This window comes from Rossellomorea marisflavi, assembly GCF_001274775.1.
GTDB classification, from domain to species: Bacteria; Bacillota; Bacilli; order Bacillales; family Bacillaceae_B; genus Rossellomorea; species Rossellomorea marisflavi.
The window spans coordinates 494,505-515,483 of the sequence record NZ_LGUE01000008.1; the positions used below are offsets into that span (position 1 = coordinate 494,505).

Annotated in this window: 18 protein-coding genes and 2 riboswitches; of the genes, 12 read left to right on the plus strand and 6 right to left on the minus strand. The window is 47.4% G+C overall.

Annotated elements, in window-relative coordinates; all coding sequences use genetic code 11:
• Positions 1-257: 257 nt before the first annotated feature.
• Entirely contained in the window at positions 258-785 is a 528-nt protein-coding gene (locus AF331_RS20510; RefSeq protein ID WP_160316606.1) for a hypothetical protein, read from the plus strand.
• A gap of 39 nt (positions 786-824) precedes the next feature.
• Positions 825-1,328, plus strand: a complete 504-nt coding sequence (locus AF331_RS20515) for a hypothetical protein (RefSeq protein ID WP_053429840.1) — start codon at positions 825-827, stop codon at positions 1,326-1,328.
• A 109-nt stretch (positions 1,329-1,437) separates the two neighbouring features.
• Here AF331_RS20515 and AF331_RS20520 read toward each other — a convergent pair whose 3' ends face one another.
• The 3 genes from AF331_RS20520 to AF331_RS20530 are packed head-to-tail and all read right to left on the minus strand — an operon-like array spanning position 1,438 to position 3,793.
• On the minus strand, positions 1,438-2,178 hold the full coding sequence (locus AF331_RS20520) for an amino acid ABC transporter ATP-binding protein (RefSeq protein WP_053429841.1): 741 nt from the start codon (positions 2,176-2,178) through the stop codon (positions 1,438-1,440).
• An 18-nt stretch (positions 2,179-2,196) separates the two neighbouring features.
• Complete coding sequence (locus AF331_RS20525; RefSeq protein ID WP_053429842.1) at positions 2,197-2,922, minus strand: amino acid ABC transporter permease; 726 nt, start codon at positions 2,920-2,922, stop codon at positions 2,197-2,199.
• A 40-nt stretch (positions 2,923-2,962) separates the two neighbouring features.
• Positions 2,963-3,793, minus strand: coding sequence for a transporter substrate-binding domain-containing protein (locus AF331_RS20530; RefSeq protein ID WP_053429843.1), 831 nt, complete (start codon positions 3,791-3,793; stop codon positions 2,963-2,965).
• Between the two features lie 108 nt (positions 3,794-3,901).
• Positions 3,902-4,085: riboswitch (Lysine riboswitch) on the minus strand.
• Between the two features lie 190 nt (positions 4,086-4,275).
• Here AF331_RS20530 and AF331_RS20535 point away from each other — a divergent pair.
• The 9 genes from AF331_RS20535 (at position 4,276) to ahpF (ending at position 16,102) form a co-directional block, all read left to right on the plus strand.
• Positions 4,276-5,406, plus strand: a complete 1,131-nt coding sequence (locus tag AF331_RS20535; RefSeq protein ID WP_053429844.1) for a GGDEF domain-containing protein — start codon at positions 4,276-4,278, stop codon at positions 5,404-5,406.
• An 84-nt stretch (positions 5,407-5,490) separates the two neighbouring features.
• A complete protein-coding gene (locus AF331_RS20540) occupies positions 5,491-7,167 on the plus strand; it encodes a sigma-54-dependent transcriptional regulator (protein ID WP_053429845.1) in 1,677 nt (558 codons plus the stop codon).
• Between the two features lie 166 nt (positions 7,168-7,333).
• The gene (locus AF331_RS20545) at positions 7,334-8,332 is read left to right on the plus strand and encodes a 2-keto-3-deoxygluconate permease (protein ID WP_048004649.1); all 999 of its coding nucleotides are present in this window, start codon (positions 7,334-7,336) and stop codon (positions 8,330-8,332) included.
• Positions 8,333-8,361: 29 nt separating this feature from the next.
• Entirely contained in the window at positions 8,362-9,660 is a 1,299-nt protein-coding gene (locus tag AF331_RS20550; RefSeq protein WP_053429846.1) for a four-carbon acid sugar kinase family protein, read from the plus strand.
• Positions 9,653-10,648 (plus strand): 4-hydroxythreonine-4-phosphate dehydrogenase PdxA, encoded by a 996-nt coding sequence (gene pdxA / locus AF331_RS20555; RefSeq protein WP_053429847.1) that lies wholly within the window; start codon positions 9,653-9,655, stop codon positions 10,646-10,648. Before AF331_RS20550 ends, pdxA begins: the two co-directional genes overlap by 8 nt.
• Before the next feature lie 119 nt (positions 10,649-10,767).
• Complete coding sequence (locus AF331_RS20560) at positions 10,768-11,484, plus strand: 3-ketoacyl-ACP reductase (RefSeq protein ID WP_053429848.1); 717 nt, start codon at positions 10,768-10,770, stop codon at positions 11,482-11,484.
• Between the two features lie 216 nt (positions 11,485-11,700).
• Positions 11,701-13,602: a PhoX family protein gene (locus tag AF331_RS20565; RefSeq protein ID WP_053429849.1), complete on the plus strand. Its 1,902-nt coding sequence runs from the start codon at positions 11,701-11,703 to the stop codon at positions 13,600-13,602.
• A gap of 396 nt (positions 13,603-13,998) precedes the next feature.
• Positions 13,999-14,562 carry an alkyl hydroperoxide reductase subunit C gene (ahpC, locus tag AF331_RS20570; RefSeq protein ID WP_048004644.1) on the plus strand — a complete coding sequence of 188 codons (564 nt, stop codon included), beginning with the start codon at positions 13,999-14,001 and terminating at the stop codon, positions 14,560-14,562.
• Positions 14,563-14,575: 13 nt separating this feature from the next.
• On the plus strand, positions 14,576-16,102 hold the full coding sequence (gene ahpF / locus AF331_RS20575) for an alkyl hydroperoxide reductase subunit F (protein WP_053429850.1): 1,527 nt from the start codon (positions 14,576-14,578) through the stop codon (positions 16,100-16,102).
• A 60-nt stretch (positions 16,103-16,162) separates the two neighbouring features.
• Here the strand turns inward: ahpF and AF331_RS20580 are convergent, their stop codons facing one another.
• A complete protein-coding gene (locus tag AF331_RS20580; RefSeq protein WP_053429851.1) occupies positions 16,163-17,809 on the minus strand; it encodes an alkaline phosphatase in 1,647 nt (548 codons plus the stop codon).
• 188 nt (positions 17,810-17,997) lie between these two features.
• Positions 17,998-19,350 carry an amino acid permease gene (locus tag AF331_RS20585; protein WP_053429852.1) on the minus strand — a complete coding sequence of 451 codons (1,353 nt, stop codon included), beginning with the start codon at positions 19,348-19,350 and terminating at the stop codon, positions 17,998-18,000.
• A gap of 124 nt (positions 19,351-19,474) precedes the next feature.
• Positions 19,475-19,553: riboswitch (glycine riboswitch) on the minus strand.
• Between the two features lie 262 nt (positions 19,554-19,815).
• On the opposite strand from AF331_RS20585, the gene AF331_RS20590 reads away from it, so the two are divergent.
• Entirely contained in the window at positions 19,816-20,517 is a 702-nt protein-coding gene (locus AF331_RS20590) for an FTR1 family iron permease (RefSeq protein WP_053429853.1), read from the plus strand.
• Between the two features lie 42 nt (positions 20,518-20,559).
• Here the strand turns inward: AF331_RS20590 and AF331_RS20595 are convergent, their stop codons facing one another.
• Positions 20,560-20,925 carry a DUF3899 domain-containing protein gene (locus AF331_RS20595; RefSeq protein WP_053429854.1) on the minus strand — a complete coding sequence of 122 codons (366 nt, stop codon included), beginning with the start codon at positions 20,923-20,925 and terminating at the stop codon, positions 20,560-20,562.
• Between the last annotated feature and the right edge of the window lie 54 nt (positions 20,926-20,979).

The following is a 20,979-nucleotide window of genomic DNA, read 5'->3' on the forward strand; positions in this document are numbered from 1 at the left end:
AAATCCCCCATGGGACATTCAGGGTTTTTTCTCATTTGTCTTTTTTACATTCATCCCAATAGCTTAATGGAGGAGGTCAACGTGAGTAACCACTATATGATCTTTTGATGTCCTATAAGTCGTCCATTTAAAAGTATTAAGACCCCTATAATCAGTGTTTAACTTACTCCTATTTATGTTAACCTTATATATAATAATTTCCATTAAATACATAAGGAGGAAACATGAACTCTTCCACTATTACATTCAATTCGGAAGTGACAGAAAAAGATATGATAGAGCTAACAAAACACGCTCCATTCTTAAAATTAGGGGCAATCCTTTGTTTTGTTGGATATTCATTGTTCGACATCATATTCTGTATATACAACGGAGGATTAGACCCAAATAACCCTAACCAATGGAATATTCTAGGGTGGGGAACTTTCCTATTCGCTTTCACTACATCCATGGTCTATTTTGGATACAAACGGCTCCCGTACACTAGAGGAAAAAAGGCGTTTAAAAAATTCAAAAAAATGGGGTCTATAGAAACCAAGATTGTTTTTCATAAAGATTCAAATGTCTTTACTGCTGGTAGATCCTCGCATACGATTACACCCGATAAAAACATGCAAGTTGTAAAAACAAAAGAAAGATACCTCTTTTATTTTGGCAAAGGGCTATACTCCCCCTCATTTTGTATATCAGCCACGTCACAAACGGAAGTCGTTAAAGTAGAAAAAATCATGAACCACTTATCTAATACATATCCTCAAATAAAAGTAGAAACCAAAGAACAATAATAAAAATGACTTGAGTTTTCAGTGGGGAGGGCCTAAGATTTGAGAAAAACCTTTGAAAATCCCATTACAAAAAAGAGATTATCCAATCTACAAAAATATGATCCTATTTACAAAACAATCGTTTTCATTGTTGTCCTTCTCGTTATTCCAATTTGTAGTGTAGTGTTTTTTTTAAATGACGATTTCACTGGGAAATTAAGAGCTTTCCTTATTATAGAAGGGATATTCATTCTCTTTATACCAATAATACCCAAGATAGATGGATTTGCTAAATTAAGAGCTTTGAAAAAAAGAGGCGTCACAACGTACCATGTTGAATTAGATTTTAAAAACGACAGAATATTCATCGGAGAAGGCCAAGTGGTATTGGACCCGCGTAATCGAATGCACATTGTCTCGACTGAAGACGAATATTATTTTTATTATGCGCTCGGAACAAACCATTATAAAAAATTTTCTCTTGCTAAGGACACTGAATCAATCGGGGAACTATTATCATTCTTTGACGTTCATTTCAAGCGGCTATCCATAAAGTATAAATGATCCTAACTCATTCGCTTCATACCTCACCGCCCTTCGCTAATGAAATGCTTCTCGACTTGGCAAACGAAAAAAACCGCCTTCCCATTCACGGAAAGGCGGTTTTTCGTATTCATCCATTCTTCAACGTTCGCTTCAAGAACTCCCTCGTCCGATCCTGCTTTGGATGGTTGAAGATCTGTTCCGGCGGGCCTTCTTCGGCGATGACGCCTTTGTCCATGAAAACGACGCGGTCGGATACTTCCTTGGCGAATTCCATTTCGTGCGTCACGATGAGCATGGTGAGGCCGGATCCGGCTAGCTCCTTCATGACCCTTAATACTTCACCGACCATCTCAGGATCGAGTGCGGATGTCGGCTCATCGAAGAGCATGACATCAGGCTCCATTGAAAGGGCGCGTGCGATGGCGACACGCTGCTTCTGGCCACCTGAGAGCTGTTTCGGGCTGGCGTTGACATATTGGCTCATGCCAACGACGTCCAAGTATTTCAAAGCGACCTTTTCCGCTTCCTCTTTGGAGCGCTTCAGCACCTTGACCTGGCCGACGACGCAGTTCTTCAAAACATTGTGGTTGTTGAACAGGTTGAACTGCTGGAACACCATGCCCAGGTTTTGGCGGTATGCGAAGATATCATGCTTGCTGTCGAGGATGTTCTCCCCGTTGTAAATGATCTGGCCGCCGCTCGGTTTTTCCAACAGATTGATGCAGCGGAGAAGGGTGGATTTACCGGAACCGGAGGAACCGATGATGCTCACCACTTCCCCTTTTTCCACTGAAAAGTCGATGTCCTTGAGCACTTCATGGGTGCCGAAGGATTTGTTCAAATGCTGGATGTCTATGACGTTTTCCACAGGGCTTCCTCCTTCTCCTTATTTGGCTTTCGCATCTACCATTGTATAGCTTTCCGGTCCGTCGAGCTTCTTCTCGAAGTGACGGAGGATCTTGGTCACGGCGAATGTCATGACGAAGTAGATCATACATGCGACGAAGAATGATTCGAAGTAACGGAAATTGTTCCCTGCCACGGATTTGGTCAGGAAGTACAACTCCGATACAGAGATGACATTCAGGACGGATGTATCTTTGATGTTGATGATAAAATGATTCCCCGTTGCCGGCAGGATATTACGGATGACCTGAGGCATGACGACATTCCACATCGTCTGCACATGGTTCATCCCGATGGCCTGGGCAGCCTCGAATTGCCCCTTGTCGATGGAGATGATCCCGCCGCGGACGATTTCGGCCATATAGGCCCCCGTATTGATGGAGACGACGATGAAAGCCGCCACCATGACGTTCATATCGAATCCGAAGGCCATGGCCGAACCGTAATAGATGACCATTGCCTGTACAATCATCGGCGTGCCCCGGAAGAACTCGATGTAGATGGATAATACGATGTTCACGACTTTGAGGATGACCTTCTTCGGTCCGCTTTCAGGGACTGGGATGGTCCGGATGACACCTGCCAACAGGCCGATGGCGGCACCGATCACGGTACCGACAAAGGCGATCAACAGGGTCACACCCGCTCCTCGCAAGAACATGGCCCAGTTGTCTGTAATAATTCTGATGACCCACTCTAAGCTCATTGTTCTCCTCCTTCTTCATATTGCCTGACCAGCAACATGATTACTGCTCTGCAGGCTGATTCTTGATGGCCTGATCCATGATTTCCGTACGTTCGTCTTCTGAAATATCCTTCAATGCTTTATTGATTTCTTCCGTGAGGTCGCTTCCTTTTTCCACTCCTACTGCTATGGCCGTATCATCTTCTGACGTTTTGAACCCTTCATTGAATTCAACCATGGCGAAATCGTCATTGGCTGTTGAAGCACTCACTGCTTCCGGACGTTCCGATACATATCCATCGATGATGCCTGATTGAAGGGCAACCCTCATGGCAGGGAAGTTATCCATGGCCGTTTCTTTGGAAACCCCTTTGATCTGATCGATCACAGAGTAGTGGAACGTGTTCAATTGGGCAGTCACCTTGGCCCCTTTGAAATCCTGGATCGACTTGGCTCCTTCATATTTACCGCCTTTTTTCACGACCATGACAAGATCGGATTTGTAGTAGTTATCAGAGAAGTCGATGGCTTTTTTACGCTCAGCTGTCGGGGACATCCCTGCGACAATGGCGTCGATCTTACCTGAGTTCAGGGCAGGAACGAGTCCGTCCCACTCTGTTTTCACAACAACGAGTTCTTTGCCCATCTTATCTGCAAGCTTTTTCGCCATTTCCACGTCATACCCGCCGGCATATTCCTTGCTTCCTTTGATTTTAACCGCTCCATTTGCGTCTGATTTTTGTGACCAGTTGAATGGTGCATATCCTGCTTCAAGACCTACAGTGAACGTGTCTTTGTCTTCCGAACCTGAAGCGCCGCTTTTCCCGCAGCCTGCCAACATAACCAGTGCCGAAACCAACAATAATGCGAAGATCGTTACTCTTTTTTTCATTCTTTTCGTCCCCCTATTTTTTGTAAATGCTTTTGGACAAACAAAAAACGGCCTGAGATCAACTCAGGCCGTAGTATACGAAGTCACCCATAAGTCCTCTCTATTCCCCAATGAGATAGCACAACTCAATAAACCGGGACGTTTATTGAGACAGTCCTGCAGCTCTTAACTGCAGACCCAGCAGGTCATACCGAGAAATATGATCCAACTTCGGCGACATTTCCTTCTCCCTGACATCGACGCTTCTCAAGCTCCGTCAAGGACTGTTAAATCTCGCACCTCTACCTCACTATTAATAGCGAGGTCTTATTAAATTTTCTCTAACAGTCTACAACTAAACCAGGAAACTGTCAATCCATTGAACTAGTCATTTATCCTGATTTCTGAAAGATTATGATCCCTGACAACCGACAAACACATAGAAAGTCCTAGGTCTGATATAATGAATTATCTGAACGTTTACGAGTTAGGAGAGTGCTGGCATGGAAATCTACGTGAATTCCACCATCATCACAGCCGTCCTGTTTATCGGCTTCTTGTTTACCTTGATCATGGTTGGATCATACGGATTCACCCACAAAAGGGACTCGACATTGAATCGATTCTTTTTGGCCAAGTGCCTCCAGATCATAGCCGTTTCCCTTATGGTGTTCCGTGGGGATATTCCGGATGTACTGTCGATTTGGCTGGCAAACATCGCCTTATATGCCGGGACCTCTTTGGAAGTTGCAGCGCTAGTGAATCTTCAGGGCTATTTACGTCCTAAGATGAGGCTCATCTATATATATGTGACGATCATCGGAATTATGGGCTTTTCCATCTTATTTATCTTTGACAGCACAGAGACTGTCCGCATCGCCTACTATTCGTTCCTGACGGCCATCCTCCTTTCACCGGTTTGTCTGGTCGGTTTCAGGAGTTCATCCCTTCTGATGAAGGTTGTGAGCCTGCTTTATGGAGTTGGCCTCACCTTCTCCATCGTCCGGGGATTCAGTTCATTTTTCATCCCAATCCAATCCTTTACCCTTTATAATCCCGGAGTCCTTCAATTGGTTGTCCTGCTTTCTTTTTATGTATTATCGAATTTGATGAATCTTGCCTTCCTTCTTTTGATGAAGGAAAAGGTCGACCGGGAACTCGTCATCTTGGCAAACCAGGATGATCTGACAGGAGTACTGAATAGACGGGCATTCACCAGAAGCGCAGAAGAATTTGTTCGTCACAACGAAAAAGGAATGCAACACTCGTTCCTTCTCTTTGATGTCGATCATTTTAAACAGATCAACGATACCTATGGTCACTTGGCAGGGGATCAAGTCCTTCAAGATATGAGCACAACGATACAGGGTCAATTAACGGATAAGGACCTGTTTGGGCGATATGGTGGAGATGAATTCGCCATCTTGCTTGTTGATAAAGGGATAGAGGCTTCAAATCGCTTCACTGAACAATTGATTTCTTCTCTCCACTCAACCAAGAGCACCGTCCCATATCAAGTCAGTATAGGCATCACCACCTTCGAGACCTCAACCTTGGAAGAGCTCTATGCCTGTTGTGATGAAGCCTTGTATGAAGCAAAAAAAGCGGGCCGTAATCAATTCAAGAGATGGTGACCGGCGGATACCACCTCGTGACATCAGTCCCCAGGTGTGACATAATAGTGTTTAAATATGCAACAGATTAGGAGTATGTCGGACATGAAAGCTCTCTTAATAGCACCTTATAGCGGAATGGCTGAAGTCAGCAAGCAGCTTGAACTCCCTCCAGACGTGAAGATGGACGTCACTGTCGCCAACCTCGAGGAGGGAGCTGACTTTGCACGTCAAACGATGCTGGAGGAGTACGATATCATCATCAGCCGCGGGGGTACGGCACTGGCAATCGAACAGGTTGCTTCCCTACCGGTGATCCATATTCAAATATCAGGCTACGATATGCTACGCGTCTTTACGCTGATTAAAAACATCGGAAAGAAAGTCGCGCTAGTCGGATTTGCGTCTGTTACACAAGGGGCCGCAACTCTTTGCAATATCCTTGAATACGACATTGAAGTAAAGACCATTGCCAACAGGACTGAAGTGAAGCCACTCCTCGAATCCCTCAAGGAAGCCGGATATGAATCCATCATAGGAGATGTGGTAACCGTGCAAGCTGCCGAATCCATGGGCCTTCATGGAGTGCTCATCACTTCAGGAAAAGAGGCATTGATCCAAGCAATTGAGGAAGGAAGACGTGCTTTCCAGCTTTCCAAAAAGGTAAGGCATAATTACGATATCTTCCATCAGCTTTTTCATGAATTTCCTTACCCAACTGCCGTAATCGGAAAAGACCTCCTGATTCATGAGCGAAATGCGGCTTACCGTGCATATCTTGATGACAATGCGTTAACCCAATCAACCATTAAACTCCCACTCGAAGATGTGTTGAGTACAGGAAAGAACCAGTGGTTGAAACTTGAACACGGGAACCAGTTTTTAGTGGTTCAACTTTTCAAACTCACGGATACGAAAGCCGGAATGATGTGCTTTGTCAGAGGAAACCCATCCGACAGGAAGCCGATATCGATCGATATTGGACCGAATGCCTCTCCACTAATAGGAGAAAGCCACTATTCACAGGATCTTGCTAGACAATTGAAACGACTGGGCCCAATGCCACTCTCCATCATCGGTGATAAAGGAACTGGCAAATCGACGGTGGCAGAAAACATTCACCACCAACGATTTGGGCACGCTGCTCCTCTAATCAGCATCGACGCCGCTTTGCTCGATGAACATGCTTTGAGCGAATTGAAACAAATCCTTTTGCCTATCCAGGCAGGGAGCATTGTGGTTCTAAACCAGGATAAAAGCCAGCACTTGGAAGAATTCACGAGTTTGTTGACATCCTATTCTCATCGTGTGCAGGTCATACTTATCCAGGAAGATGCCGGGCAGGATGTAACGATCGAAACGCAAAGTATCCACTTAGCCCCATTATCAAGACGAAAAGAGGATATCCCGGTCTTCGCCCATTATTTCTTAACCGCCTTACATGCTCAAAACGGAAGTGAAACCGTAGGGATAAAGCCGGAAGCCATGACCTTGTTGAAGGAATATGATTGGCCTGGGAATCTCCATGAACTGAAGCAAGCGGTCCATGAATTGGCACAGAAAGCAGACGGATATTATATAGAAAAAGCACAAACAGAAATGTTGCTATCATGCAAAAAAGCATCGATTCATTCCACATCAGTCGACGGGACACTCAGACAAATCGAAAAAAGGATTATAGAAACGGTTTTAGCTGAGGAAAACGGGAATCAATCCCGCGCTTCGAAGCGTCTGGGTATTAATCGATCTACATTGTGGAGAAAACTGAATGAAGAGAATTGAAGAGCCATCGGGGGCTCTTCTTTTTTGTTTTATTTTGCAACAATAATGATTAACCAAAAATAAATATATTATTAGTGTTGCAAAATTAGATACAAAGTTCTATTATGTAAATTGTAAGCGGTTTATCGAGAGATTATTCACGACATACACATAAGGGGATGTTAAAATGAAGATCAAATCAACATTAAACCGAATCCCAGGCGGGATGATGGTTGTTCCTCTGTTGCTTTCTGCAACAATCAACACCATCGCTCCAGATCTACTGAGGATCGGGAACTTCACACAGGCATTGTTCGTAGACGGTGCCGGTACGCTTATCGCTTTATTTCTATTATGTACCGGCGCACAAATCAACGTCAGGAATGTAGGGGTCAGTCTTGGAAAAGGAGCAGTGCTGTTATCCGTAAAATGGCTAGTAGGGGCGGCAGTTGGATTGCTAGCCTATATGTTTGCTGGTGAGAATGGACTTTGGCTGGGGTTGGCACCTATTGCCGTCATTGCCTCCATGACGAATAGTAACGGTGGACTTTATATGGCGCTTGTTGGGCAATACGGAGATAAAACGGACAGGGCGGCATACTCATTGCTTGCGTTGAATGACGGACCCTTCCTTACAATGGTAGCGCTCTCTATCTTCGGAGCCATGGGCTTTGTGGACGGATTATTCTCTGTCACTGCATTCATTTCGGTCCTGCTTCCCATCATCATCGGAATGATCTTGGGTAATCTCGATGGAGAAATGAGAGATTTCCTTAATACCGGTAGCTCTATGCTGATTCCGTTCTTCGCCTTTGCATTAGGGATGGGAATCAACTTCAAGGCTATTGTCGAAGGCGGATTATCAGGGGTTGCACTCGGGCTCATGACGGTATTCATAACAGGGACTGCAGGGTACTTGGTGTTCAAAGCACTGAAATGGAATCCGATTGCAGGAGCTGCTGAAGGGTCTACTGCGGGTAACGCCGTTGCAACGCCGGCGGCAATAGCAGCCGCCAGTGCAGGATTTGCAGCCAATGTGGAAATCGCGACCGTGCAAGTTGCAGCTTCCGTCGTGACGACAGCTGTCCTCCTCCCACTTTATATAGCGTTCCTAGTGAAACGCCTGGAGAAAAAAGGGGTCCGGTTACCGGAGGACTACTCAACAGATGAAAAAGCAGCATCGTAGAAAATGAGATTCAAATGAGGGATTACACTATGGAAAAATGGATCGCAATCGTAGCGGATGATCTGACGGGGGCAAACGACAGCGGAGTTCAGTTGACGGAAAAAGGGGTACCTACCTCCGTCCTGTTTGACCTTCCGGATCATTCTCAAACGCTTGACCAAGGTATTGTCATTGACACGAACGGACGCGCACTTCTTAGAGAAGAAGCCTATAAAAAAACAAAAGAGGCAGCGCAATTTATTAAAGAAGCAGGTTATGGGACGATCTATAAAAAAATGGATTCTACTTTACGCGGACATATCGGCACCGAATTAAAGGCCATGAAAGACGTCTTTCAACCAGAATTCGTATTCATATCCCCGGCTTTCCCGGCCCTTCACCGTACAACAAAGGATGGGATCCATTACATCAAAGATCAGCGAGTATCCGACACTGAAATCTCACGGGACCCTAAGCATCCCGTGAAAGAATCTTCGATTCCTACATTGATTGAAAACGAGATTGGAGAAAAAGTCGGCCTACTGAAGAAATCAGCGCTAATAAATAGAGAAACGTTTGAACAAATCGTCAGGTCCTTTCAATCTCAGGGGATATGCTACTTGGTTTGTGATGCGGAAACGGAAGAAGACCTCAAACTGTTCTCCAAATGGATGCTGCAGCTATCATCAAAGGTGATCTGGGCAGGTTCAGCAGGACTGGCAGAGGTATTGCCAGACGTACTTCAGTTACATTCTATACCGGCAGAACGGACGATCACTCCTTCTGAACAAGTGGTCATCGTATGCGGAAGCCTATCGCTCACCACGCAAAAACAGGTGCGGACAGCTGCTGCCAAAGATGATGTGATCGGGGTAGAAGTAGATACACTGAAAATCTTCTCACCTCTTTGGGTGGAGGCTCAACAAAGCTATCTCAATCAGTGCAAGTCGGCCATTGAAGAGGGTAAGCACGTTGCAATCTTTGTGCCTTCAAACGGTGAAATCAGGGAGAAGGTTAAGCAGGCTGGAGAGTCCCTCGGATTTTCGTCCTATCAAATAGGAGAAGAAATCTCCACCGCACTGGCCGAAATCGTCCGGGCCCTTGCAAACGCCTATCACCACCTAAACAGCTTTGTGTTAACTGGAGGGGATACGGCGAAAGAAACGGCTAAACAATTGGGCGGCAATGGAATAAGGCTGATCAAGCAGCTTGAACCCGGAATCCCGGTGGGTCAGTTAATCGGGGCGTCCAGGCCCTTGACTGTCGTAACAAAAGCAGGGGCATTCGGAGATGATGATTCAATCTACCGAGCTGCCTGTGAATTGAAGGGAGATATCGTATATGAGTAAGAAACCAATCGTCGGCATCACAATGGGGGATGGGGCTGGTGTGGGCCCGGAAATCATCATTAAGAGCCTCCAACACCAACATCTATATGAACAGGCCCATCCCATCGTCATCGGGGATGCTTCAAGACTGGTTAAAGCGAATGACATCCTCGGTAATAAAGTCAAGATCGTACGCTTGAAAGATACAGACGCGTTCGATGCAACGGAATACGGAACCGTTCATTGCCTGGATCTGCACCTGTTGCCTGAGGACCTTCCATTCGGAAAAGTGTCGGCTGAAGCCGGAAACGCAGCTTTTCATTATCTTAAGAAAGCAATCGAATTGGCCAATCAGCAGAAAATCAGTGCGATCTGCACGGCACCATTGAATAAAGAAGCTCTCCATAAAGGAGGGCATCAGTATCCTGGCCATACAGAGATTCTGGCAGAGTTGACAGGTACAGCCGATTTTTCCATGATGCTATCGTCACCTAAATTGAAAGTGATCCATGTGACCACTCATGTCGGCTTGTTGGATGCAATCAATATGATCGAACCGGAACGGGTACTGAGGGTTATCAAACTGGCGCACGACACCCTTTCCAAATCAGGAGTGGCAGCTCCGAAGATCGGTGTGTGCGGAATCAACCCTCATGCTGGCGAAAATGGACTATTTGGTTATGGAGAAGAAGAAGAGAAAATCATTCCCGCAATCGAACGTGCCCAAGGAGACGGGATTAACGTAGAAGGCCCTCTCCCAGCGGACACACTTTTCTTCCGTGCCCAAAGGGGCGACTTCGATATCGTCGTCGCCATGTATCATGACCAGGGCCACGGACCGATCAAAGTTCTCGGATTAGAATCAGGTGTCAACATCACCGTCGGACTCCCGATCATCCGGACAAGCGTTGATCACGGAACGGCGTTTGATATTGCCGGCAAAGGTATCGCAGACGAAGGCAGCATGTTGGAAGCCCTACGTCAGGCAATTGAACTTGCACCTAAGTAAATACCATTGTTGGACCTCGACATTCTCGAGGTCCATTTTAATTACAGAGCAGACAGTTTATTCGCTTCATCACCTGAAGTTCGATACAATAAAAAAATCTGAACCAAAGGAGTGGTACCATGCAATCAATTAAAGGAAAAGTAGCGTTGATCACAGGAGCTGGTCGCGGCATCGGACGCGCGACGGCGGAAGCCTTCGCCAAAGAAGGTGTCCATGTAGGGCTTGTGGGACGTACTATTGAGAACCTTGAGAAAGCAGCAGACGAATTGAAGCAGTATGATGTCAATGTGGCCTTTGCGGCTGCTGACGTAGCAGATCTCGATGGCATCACAAAAGCAGTTGAAACGATCCGAGCTGAACTCGGTCCCATTGATATCCTCGTAAACAATGCAGGAATCTCGAAATTCGGCGGCTTCTTGGAGCTCACACCGGATGAATGGACGAACATCATCGATGTCAACGTCAAAGGCGTCTACTATACGACACGCGCCGTGCTTCCGGAGATGATTGAGCGCAACACCGGCGATATCATCAATATCTCCTCTACAGCAGGTCAAAAAGGGGCACCGGTCACAAGCGCATACTCTGCTTCCAAAGCGGCCGTCATCGGGTTGAGCGAATCCCTCATGATGGAAGTACGCAAAAAGAATATCCGCGTGACGACTCTGACACCTAGCACCGTGGCGACCGATATGGCAGTGGATCTGAAGCTGACTGACGGAAACCCGGATAAGGTCATGCAAGCAGAAGATATGGCCGACCTCATGGTGGCACAGCTCAAACTCCACCCTCGCGTGGTATTGAAGCATGCCGGCCTATGGTCGAATAACCCATAATCGCACTCTCATAGACAAGCAGGACCCGCCAAGCAAAATGGCGGGTCTTTTTCTATATAACCCCTCAACAACCTTCGAGCATCCAACGCCTCCAATAAGAGGATGACCCGTCACAGAAATGTCCACATTCCTTTACAATTGCACAAAAATCCTTAAAACCCCCTCAACATTCCGGTGGTTAAATGAAGCTAAGCTTACATTGGGAGGGAATCAACCATGAAAAAACGCGTGTCCATTGGCCTATCCATCACACTTCTAGCTTCAGGAGCAACCTCTGCGTTCGCTTCCGAACACCATCACCACCCACATCCGAAACAGATCAAGAATGTCGAGTTTCAATCAATGAACGCACCAACCACCATCGAAGATATGATCAAAACCTATACCAATGCTTCCGTTAAAGTAACGTATAAAGATGGCAGTGTGAAAGAAACGCCACTTAAATACAATCAGCTTTTCCTTTCAAAAGACAAAATCGTGGATAACAAAGGGGAAATGATCGCTGCCGGTACCCCGATTGATGTAAACGGCGACCCGATCATCGACCGGAGTGTACCGGACCAACCGACCCCTTACGTCTCAGACGCACCCGATTCCAATAGCTTCATCACCATCAACGGGAAGTCTTATATCATCTCCCATTATGAATATGAGTCCATCGATAACGCGGGAGAAGAGCTTGGCGGACTTCCTGCATCCATGACCCTGACGCAAGTGGACCGCAATGATGAAACCGGTGAACTGACCGTCAATCATGCAAAGAAAATCGACTTTGCCAACGTGAACGGCCTATGGACACCATGCAATGGTTCCACGACCGAATGGGGAACCCACCTTGGTTCCGAAGAGTACGAGCCTGACGCCAGGGCATTTGAAGAAGATCCTTCATCAGACGCCTTTAAAGACGTCAACAGTTTCGCTGAGCGATACTTCGGCGATGCATCGAAAGCCAATCCTTATTTCTACGGATGGATCCCGGAAATTTCTGTGGATGACAACGGTGATGCTTCCGTCGTCAAGCACTACAGCACGGGACGCTTCTCACATGAAATGATGCAGGTCCTTCCTGATAACAAGACCGCCCTCTTCGGAGATGACGGAAACAACACGATGATGTTCATGTATGTCGCAGACAAAGAGAAAGATTTCTCTGCCGGAACACTGTATGCGGCCAAGTTCAAACAAAAAAGCGGTGAAAATGGAGGCAAGGGCGATCTTCAATGGATCAAGCTCGGACACTCCACGGATGACGAGGTCAAATCCATCATCGACAAAGGCGTGACGTTCAGCGACATCTTTGAAACATCCGATGAGCCTAAAGAAGGATTCACAGCCGTGAAGACGGCGGCAAGCAAGAACGTCGAATACTTGAAAGTGAAACCAGGCATGGAAAAAGCAGCGGCATTCCTCGAGTCCCGCCGTTACGGAGCCATCCTTGGTGCCACCAGCGAGTTCAACAAGATGGAAGGCTTGAGCGTGAACAAGAAGGACAAGAAAGCCTATATGGCCATCTCATACCAAAACAGTGCCATGCTGAAACAACCGGATGCCGTCCAGGATGACATCCAGCTGCCTCACCTCGAGTCCGGAGTCACGTACCAGCTCAACATGGCTGCCGGCCAAAAAGACCAGTCCAAAGGGAAGATCGACAGCCGCTATGTGCCTGCCAGCATGGAAGGTCTCGTCATCGGTGAAGACCTTGAACAAGCCGATGCCTATGGAAATACAGCGGATCCCGATAAAATTGCCAATCCGGACAACCTGACGTACTCAGAAGATATGAACACCCTCTTCATCGGTGAAGATAGTGACATGCATACGAATAACTTCGTCTGGGCTTACAACGTGAAGACGAAGAAGCTCTCCCGCATCCTATCCGTTCCGGTAGGAGCTGAAGCAACAGGACTGCGTGCCGTCGAAAACATCGAGAACTCCCGCTATCTGCTGAGCAACTACCAGCATCCAGGGGAAAAACTCGGTAAGAAAGACATCACAGCCGTTGATAAAGAAGCACTCGAAAAAGCCATGCGCGACAGCATCGGCATCCGGGAAACAGGCGGCGTCGGTTATGTATCCGGCCTTCCTTCCAATGAAGGACCACAGCATAAGAAACAGTAAATAGAAGAAAATCCGAACGATGATTCAAATCGTTCGGATTTTTTCTCTCTTTTACCAATGGTAAGCATGACTCTATCTCGTTACCGACAGCGGTAATGATTCAAGGGTTTGTTGCAAGCAAGCATTCTCAATCATCCTGTACTGATTTTCAAAGTCGCTTTGATTTAGGAATACGCGGATTCCCAGATTATACAATCGTATCATTAGAAATCCCATGCCGTGTAATGCTAAAATATAAAGGGTCATCCGGTATAAATCCCTTCGATTTAGGCAAAATCAGAAGATGGGGAGATTTTTTCACCGGAAGTGCCACTTTTCCTTTGACAAATAACCCAATGTATATAATAATGAGTATTGAATTAGAATTATTACAATTAACCAAGGAGGAATTTCGATATGTCATTAATCGGAACTGAAGTTCTACCATTTACTGCACAAGCTTACCACAAAGGTGATTTCGTAGAGGTCACTGAAGAAAACTTCAAAGGTAAATGGAGCGTAGTCTGCTTCTACCCTGCAGATTTCACATTCGTATGCCCTACTGAACTTGGCGACCTTCAAGATCAATATGCTACGCTTAAAGATTTAGGCGTTGAAGTATACTCCGTTTCTACAGATACACATTTCACTCATAAAGCATGGCATGACCATTCAGATACAATCAACAAAATCGAGTACGTGATGATTGGTGACCCTTCACAAAAAATCTCACGCAACTTCGACGTATTGGACGAAGAAGAAGGACTTGCTGACCGCGGTACATTCATCATCGATCCAGACGGCGTGATCCAAACAGTTGAAATCAATGCCGGTGGTATCGGACGTGACGCAAGCTCACTCGTAAACAAAATCAAAGCAGCACAATATGTGCGCAAAAACCCAGGTGAAGTTTGCCCGGCTAAATGGGAAGAAGGAAGCGAAACCCTTACACCAGGACTTGACCTAGTAGGTAAAATCTAAGGAGTTCGATTACATGTTGGATGCAAATATCAAAGCACAGCTAGAACAGTATCTTCAAATGTTAGAGAGCGATATTTTGCTCAAGGTGAGTGCTGGAGAAGACAAGGCATCGCATGACATGCTCTCATTGGTGGATCAGCTTGCGACCATGTCTCCCCGCATCAAAGTGGAGAACACTGAACTGGAACGCACACCAAGCTTCAGCGTCAATCGCATCGGCGAAGATACCGGCATCACATTTGCCGGCGTCCCGCTGGGGCACGAGTTCACTTCATTGGTCCTTGCTTTGCTGCAAGTGAGCGGCAGGGCACCGAAAGTCGATCAAACCGTGATCGACCAGATCAAGAATGTGAAGGGTGAATACCACTTCGAGTCGTATATCAGCCTCACATGCCACAACTGCCCTGATGTCGTACAGGCCCTAAACATCATGAGTCTCCTCAATGACGGAATCTCTCATACGATGATTGACGGCGCTGCGTTCAAGGAAGAAGTCGAAAGCAAAGAAATCATGGCGGTCCCGACTGTATTCCTGAATGGTGAAGAGTTCGGAAGCGGTCGTATGACCCTTGAAGAAATGCTGAACAAAATGGGTAGCGGCCCTGATGCAGCTGAATTCGCCGATAAAGATCCATATGATGTCCTCGTAGTCGGTGGCGGTCCCGCTGGTGCAAGTGCTGCGATCTACGCGGCGCGTAAAGGTATTCGCACCGGACTTGTAGCCGAGCGCTTTGGTGGACAGGTGATGGACACCCTCGGCATCGAGAACTTCATCAGCATGACCAAGACGGAAGGTCCGAAACTTGTCGCAAGCCTCGAAGAACACGTGAAGGATTACAACATCGACGTGATGAACCTTCAGCGTGCCAAGGGCCTCGAGAAGAAAGACCTCGTCGAATTGGAACTTGAAAACGGTGCGGTCCTGAAGAGTAAGACCGTCATCCTTTCAACAGGTGCCCGCTGGCGTAACGTCGGCGTCCCTGGCGAAGCAGAATTTAAGAACAAAGGGGTAGCTTACTGCCCTCACTGTGACGGACCATTGTTCGAAGGAAAAGATGTAGCGGTCATCGGCGGAGGAAACTCCGGCGTCGAAGCAGCCATCGACCTTGCAGGGATCGTCAAGCATGTGACCGTCCTTGAATTCATGCCTGAGCTGAAAGCCGATGCTGTACTGCAGGAACGCCTCAACAGCCTTCCAAACGTCACGGTCGTGAAAAACGCCCAGACGAAAGAGATCACGGGTACCGACAAGGTGAACGGGATCACGTACATCGATCGTGCGACAGAAGAAGAGCATCACGTGGAACTTGCCGGCGTATTCGTTCAGATCGGTCTTGTACCGAACACGGAATGGCTCGGTGACTCCCTTGAGAAAACACGCATGGGTGAGATCGTTGTCGATAAGCACGGTGCAACCAGTATGCCTGGTGTCTTCGCTGCCGGAGACTGCACAGACAGTGCCTACAAGCAGATCATCATCTCCATGGGATCAGGTGCAACCGCATCACTTGGTGCGTTTGATTACATGATCCGGAACTAACAATAAAAAGGTCACTTGCCTAAGAGCAAGTGACCTTTTTTGTGCGTGTTGAAAGGAATCTTATTTCGCTTCCTTCAACGCTTTCTCCGACACATAGAAGTCTTTTCCGTTATACACCGTTACCCCATCGAGGGTCTTCGTTTTGGACTTTTTCTTATCCGTCACCGTGATGATATTCTTATTCGCGGGCACTTCAATTTTCTTCTTATTCTTCTCGGCCACGAATACCGGATTGTTCTCATCCGTTACATCAATACGGGTTTTGTAGCCTTTTTTCTCAAAGGATTCCCTTGCATTGACGAATAATTTGTCCGTTGTCTTCTCCAGGTTCACACCCATGAAATCAGCCATCTTCTTCGGCAGGTCGGTGTTCTCTACCATTCCGTATGGTCTGGACGGTCCATAGGCGTACAGGAATACATCCTCACCCGTGTGCCCGCCTGTGGTGAAGCCAAGGTTCGCACGGCTTGCAAGCATTTTGGAAAGGTCTCCGTTCAGGTTCTTCGATGCCTTCAGGGCTTCAATCTCTTCCTTCGTGAGGTTGTCCAGCCCATAGAGAGCGGCGACCTGCTTCATATTCGAGCGATCGGCTTTGAGCTTACCTGTCGCACCTTCAAGGGTCATGCTCGCCTTTTTCAACGGATCGATATAGGCTGAAACCGGTGTGCTCGGGTAACTTTCGTTCGTATTGACATTCCCCATCGTGATGCCGCTGTTCCCGTGATCGGATACGGCTATGACCATGGTGTTTCCGTCTTTTTTGGCAAATTCCAGCGCTTCATTGACTGCGTCATCGAATGCAAGCACATCTCCGATCATGCCGATTGGATCATTGGCGTGGGCCGCCCAGTCGACCTTGCTTCCCTCTACGAATAGGAAGAACCCTTCTTTATTCTTGGAAAGGGTATCGATCCCTTTCTTCGTCATCTCGGCAAGCGTCGGTTCGTTTTTGCGCGTCTTCTCACGGTCGATATCATACGCCATGGCAGAAGGGGCAAACGCTCCCCAAAGCTTCTTGGAATTGGACTTCATCAGGTCTTTACGTGTCTCCACCACGTCATACCCTTTGGAATCGATCACCTTCAGGAGATTTTCCCCGTCTTTTCTTCCTGCTGGAGTGAGGGATTCCTTCCCGCCGCCTAGAACGACATCGATCCCTTGATACACCTGCTGTTCGGCAATGTCATTGTAGTTGCTGCGATGTGGTGCGTGAGAAGAGAACCCGGCCGGAGTGGCGTGCTGGATCTCGGATGTAGAAATGATTCCCGTGGATTTCCCTTTAAGTTTGGCTGCTTCGAGTACATTGGCCACAGGACGTAATTGGTCTTCCTCTTTGATCTGCTCCACTCCCGGAGAACTGACCACTTTAGGCAGAAGGCCAACGACCTTATCATTGCTTTTATTCCCTGTTGCAAGAGCGGTGGCTGCGGGTGCTGAATCCGTGATCGCCGACTCTGCTGAATATGTACGGACGCCGCCGATGGCGATCTCATCCATAGCCAAGTCCTCCCCCTTGTACCAACGGGCGAGTGATGTTGCCCCGGCACTTGTCCCATCCATCACCATCATGATGACGTTGGTCGGTTCCTTTTTCTTGTCCTTTGCTTCCACCTCAGTCTTCACTGATCCTGCAAAGCCCAGTGATGAAAAAGCCAGAGCGGCGGCCAATGATAGGCCGGTCACCTTTTTCGTACTCATTCGTCCCATTCCAATCTCCTCCTCTATCATCCATCTTCATCTCCATACTAGAAGGCTTTTGTAAAAAGGAACAAGTGTATATGTTATTATTTTGTAAATGTGTTTAGCTGACCCAATTCCCCTCGTATTACCTATGGCATAGGTTCAGGTTTTACCATTCATAAAACAACCCCGCACAAACGTGTACGGGGTTGTTTTTATGATGAAAGTGAAGCTTTTTGCCTGATCCGATAGACTGCAAACAGGATGACGAACCATAGTGGTGTCAATAAAAGTGCCGGCCTTGTCTCATCGGCAAACAGCATAATGACGAGTATCGCAGCGAAAAGCACCAGTACAAGATAATTCACCAACGGGGTGAACGGCGCTTTAAAGTTCGATTTCTCATGGAGGTCAGGACGCTTCCTCCGGTATAAAATATGGCAAACGAGGATGATTCCCCACACCCAAATGAAGCAGATGGCACTGATCGTCGTGACGATCCCAAAGGCTTGATCCGGGATGAGCTTGCTTAGCAACGCACCGACCGATACGACCACCGTGGAGACCAATAGGGCAGAACTGGGGACATGGTTCCGGTTTAATCTTCCCAGTCTGGCCGGCGCCTGTTTACCTTTACTAAGATTGAAAAGAATCCGGCTCGTGGAGAACATTCCACTGTTGCAGGCGGACGCCGCCGATGTGAGAACCACAAAGTTGATGATTCCGGCAGCCACAGGAACCCCGATCAGACCGAATGTTTTCACAAATGGGCTCTCTGCTGCCGTCAGCTCCATCCAGGGATTGATGCACAGCAGAACGATGATAGCCCCTACATAAAAGAAGAGGATACGCAAGGGTATCTTATTGATGGCAGAAGGGATATTCTTCTGAGGGTTGGACGTTTCCGCCGCCGACACCCCGATGAGTTCCACACCGACATAGGCGAAGATCACCATCTGAAGGGAGAGAAGGAAGCCGCTCATCCCATTGGGGAAGAAGCCGCCATTCTCCCATAAGTTCGTCACGGTCACCGGTCCTGCATCCGTATTGAACCCGATGACAAGCAGGATCACGCCCACTGCAATGAGGGCAAGGATCGTAATGACCTTGATCAGGGCGAACCAAAATTCCAGTTCACCGAACAGCTTGACCGTCAGAAGATTGAACCCAAGAAGAATGACCAGACAGATCAGGGCCGGAATCCACTGGGGAATGTCAAACCAATAATTCACATACACCCCGACGGCGATCACATCGGCCATTGCCGTCATGATCCAGCAGAACCAATACGTCCAGCCCGTGACAAACGAAGCCCATGACCCGAGATAGTCCTCCGCTATATCGGTGATGGATTGATACCCTGCTTTCGAAAGCAATAGCTCGCCGAGTGCCCTCATGACGAAAAATAGGGCGATTCCAACGAGTAAATACGCAAAGATGATGGAAGGACCCGCCGATTGTATCGCCTTACCGGACCCAAGGAACAGCCCGGTCCCGATCGTACCCCCGATTGCGATCAGCTGTACATGGCGATTGGAAAGATCCCTCTTTAACTCTTGTTGTGCCAAAACAAACTCCTCCTCAACATGTTCCACGTGAAACGAAAATAAAAAAAAGAGATTGGAAGCATCCAATCTCTGAGTCGAAAAGAATATCAAATATAGATCTCCCCTCGTTCGGAAAATCCATACCCGGTACCCTTCTGTCCTTTTGCCTGAGATTGTGAACCCTTCGGCGCCGCTTGAATAGCGGTCTCTCCAGAAGCTGCTCCTGCTGTAGTGTGACCCACAGCGATCGTAGCTTGATAGTATTATGTTTGAATAGTTATATATTGTAGACCCGTTGAATGGATTTGTCAAAGGAAGATCCTCCTTGTGCAGAAGCCACGCAACTGATTCCTCCAGATGATGTCAGTTACTTGGTTGAGCTCTCCAGATCGACCAAATCTTTTTTTATTTTTTGTATTGACAGTGATAATCATTCTCATTATTATAAAGCTTAGAAACGCACTCATACCATACGGGGGAATACATATGTTGGATTCGCTTTTTCTTTCATTTCGTGAAGGCCTGGAAGCGGCCTTGATCATCGGCATTATTTTGGCAACGCTCTCACAGCTGAACCGGAAGCATCTTGCCAAGGTTGTCGGATTCGGTACCATTGCAGGCGTCATCGGCAGTTTGATCCTGGGCTGGGGTCTATTCACGTTTGCACAAAGCATTTCCCATGAAGCAGAAGAAATCATGGAGGCCGTCATGAGGATCGTGGCCGCAGGCTTGATTGCCTACTTCATCCTTTGGCTCCACCGCAATCAGCAGGTTGCCGGCAAAATCAAAGGGCAAACGGAGAAGTCTTCCTCATCCAAAATCGGCTTATTCTTATTGGCCTTCCTGTCCGTCATCCGCGAAGGCATGGAGCTTATGGTATTCAATATGACCAAGATCTCAGAAAGCGCCGGTACCGTGGCTCTCGGTAGCATCATCGGAATCATAGCGGCTGCACTCGTTGCATTCGTGATCTTCAAGACGACAATCAAGCTTAACCTCTCCCTGATCTTCAAAGCATTGGGGCTCATCCTCGTCTTCCTTGGCGGAGAAATGTTTGCAGAAGGCATCGTGGAGCTCTTGGAGACTCACTCTGAAGCAATGGAGATTCTATTCTTGGCCGTCTTCATCGTTCCGGCATTGTTTATCCTCCTGAAGGATGATATGGCGAGATTCAGACGAGCGGCATAACAAAAAGAATCCCATCTCAATCGAGATGGGATCTTTTTATTACTAGACGATCAGTATTCCAACAGAGATCAAGATGGAGCAAGCCCCCATGATGAATGTACCCTGGGTGATCCGCGTGGAAAGATTGGATTTGAATGCCTGGAAATCATGATCTTTCTGGATCAGGTCATCAGCCCGCTCCATGGATCGCGACCGCCTGATCATCCGCTCGCCGATGATCTTAAATCCCTCCACGATAGGCGAGAGGAACCCTGTCTTCATGATCATCGCACTGACACCCAGGATCAAAAGGCAGAGACCGATCAGAAAGGCAGAGTCGGCTAAATCAGCCCTGGATCCCAGCTTTAATCCGATAGCAGCCACCCACCCTGAAACGGTCATCATCACGAGTCCCATCTTCCATTTCATCAACAATCTCCCCTTCTCATCCTTACGCTCTCCATCCACATCAGGATCAGAGAA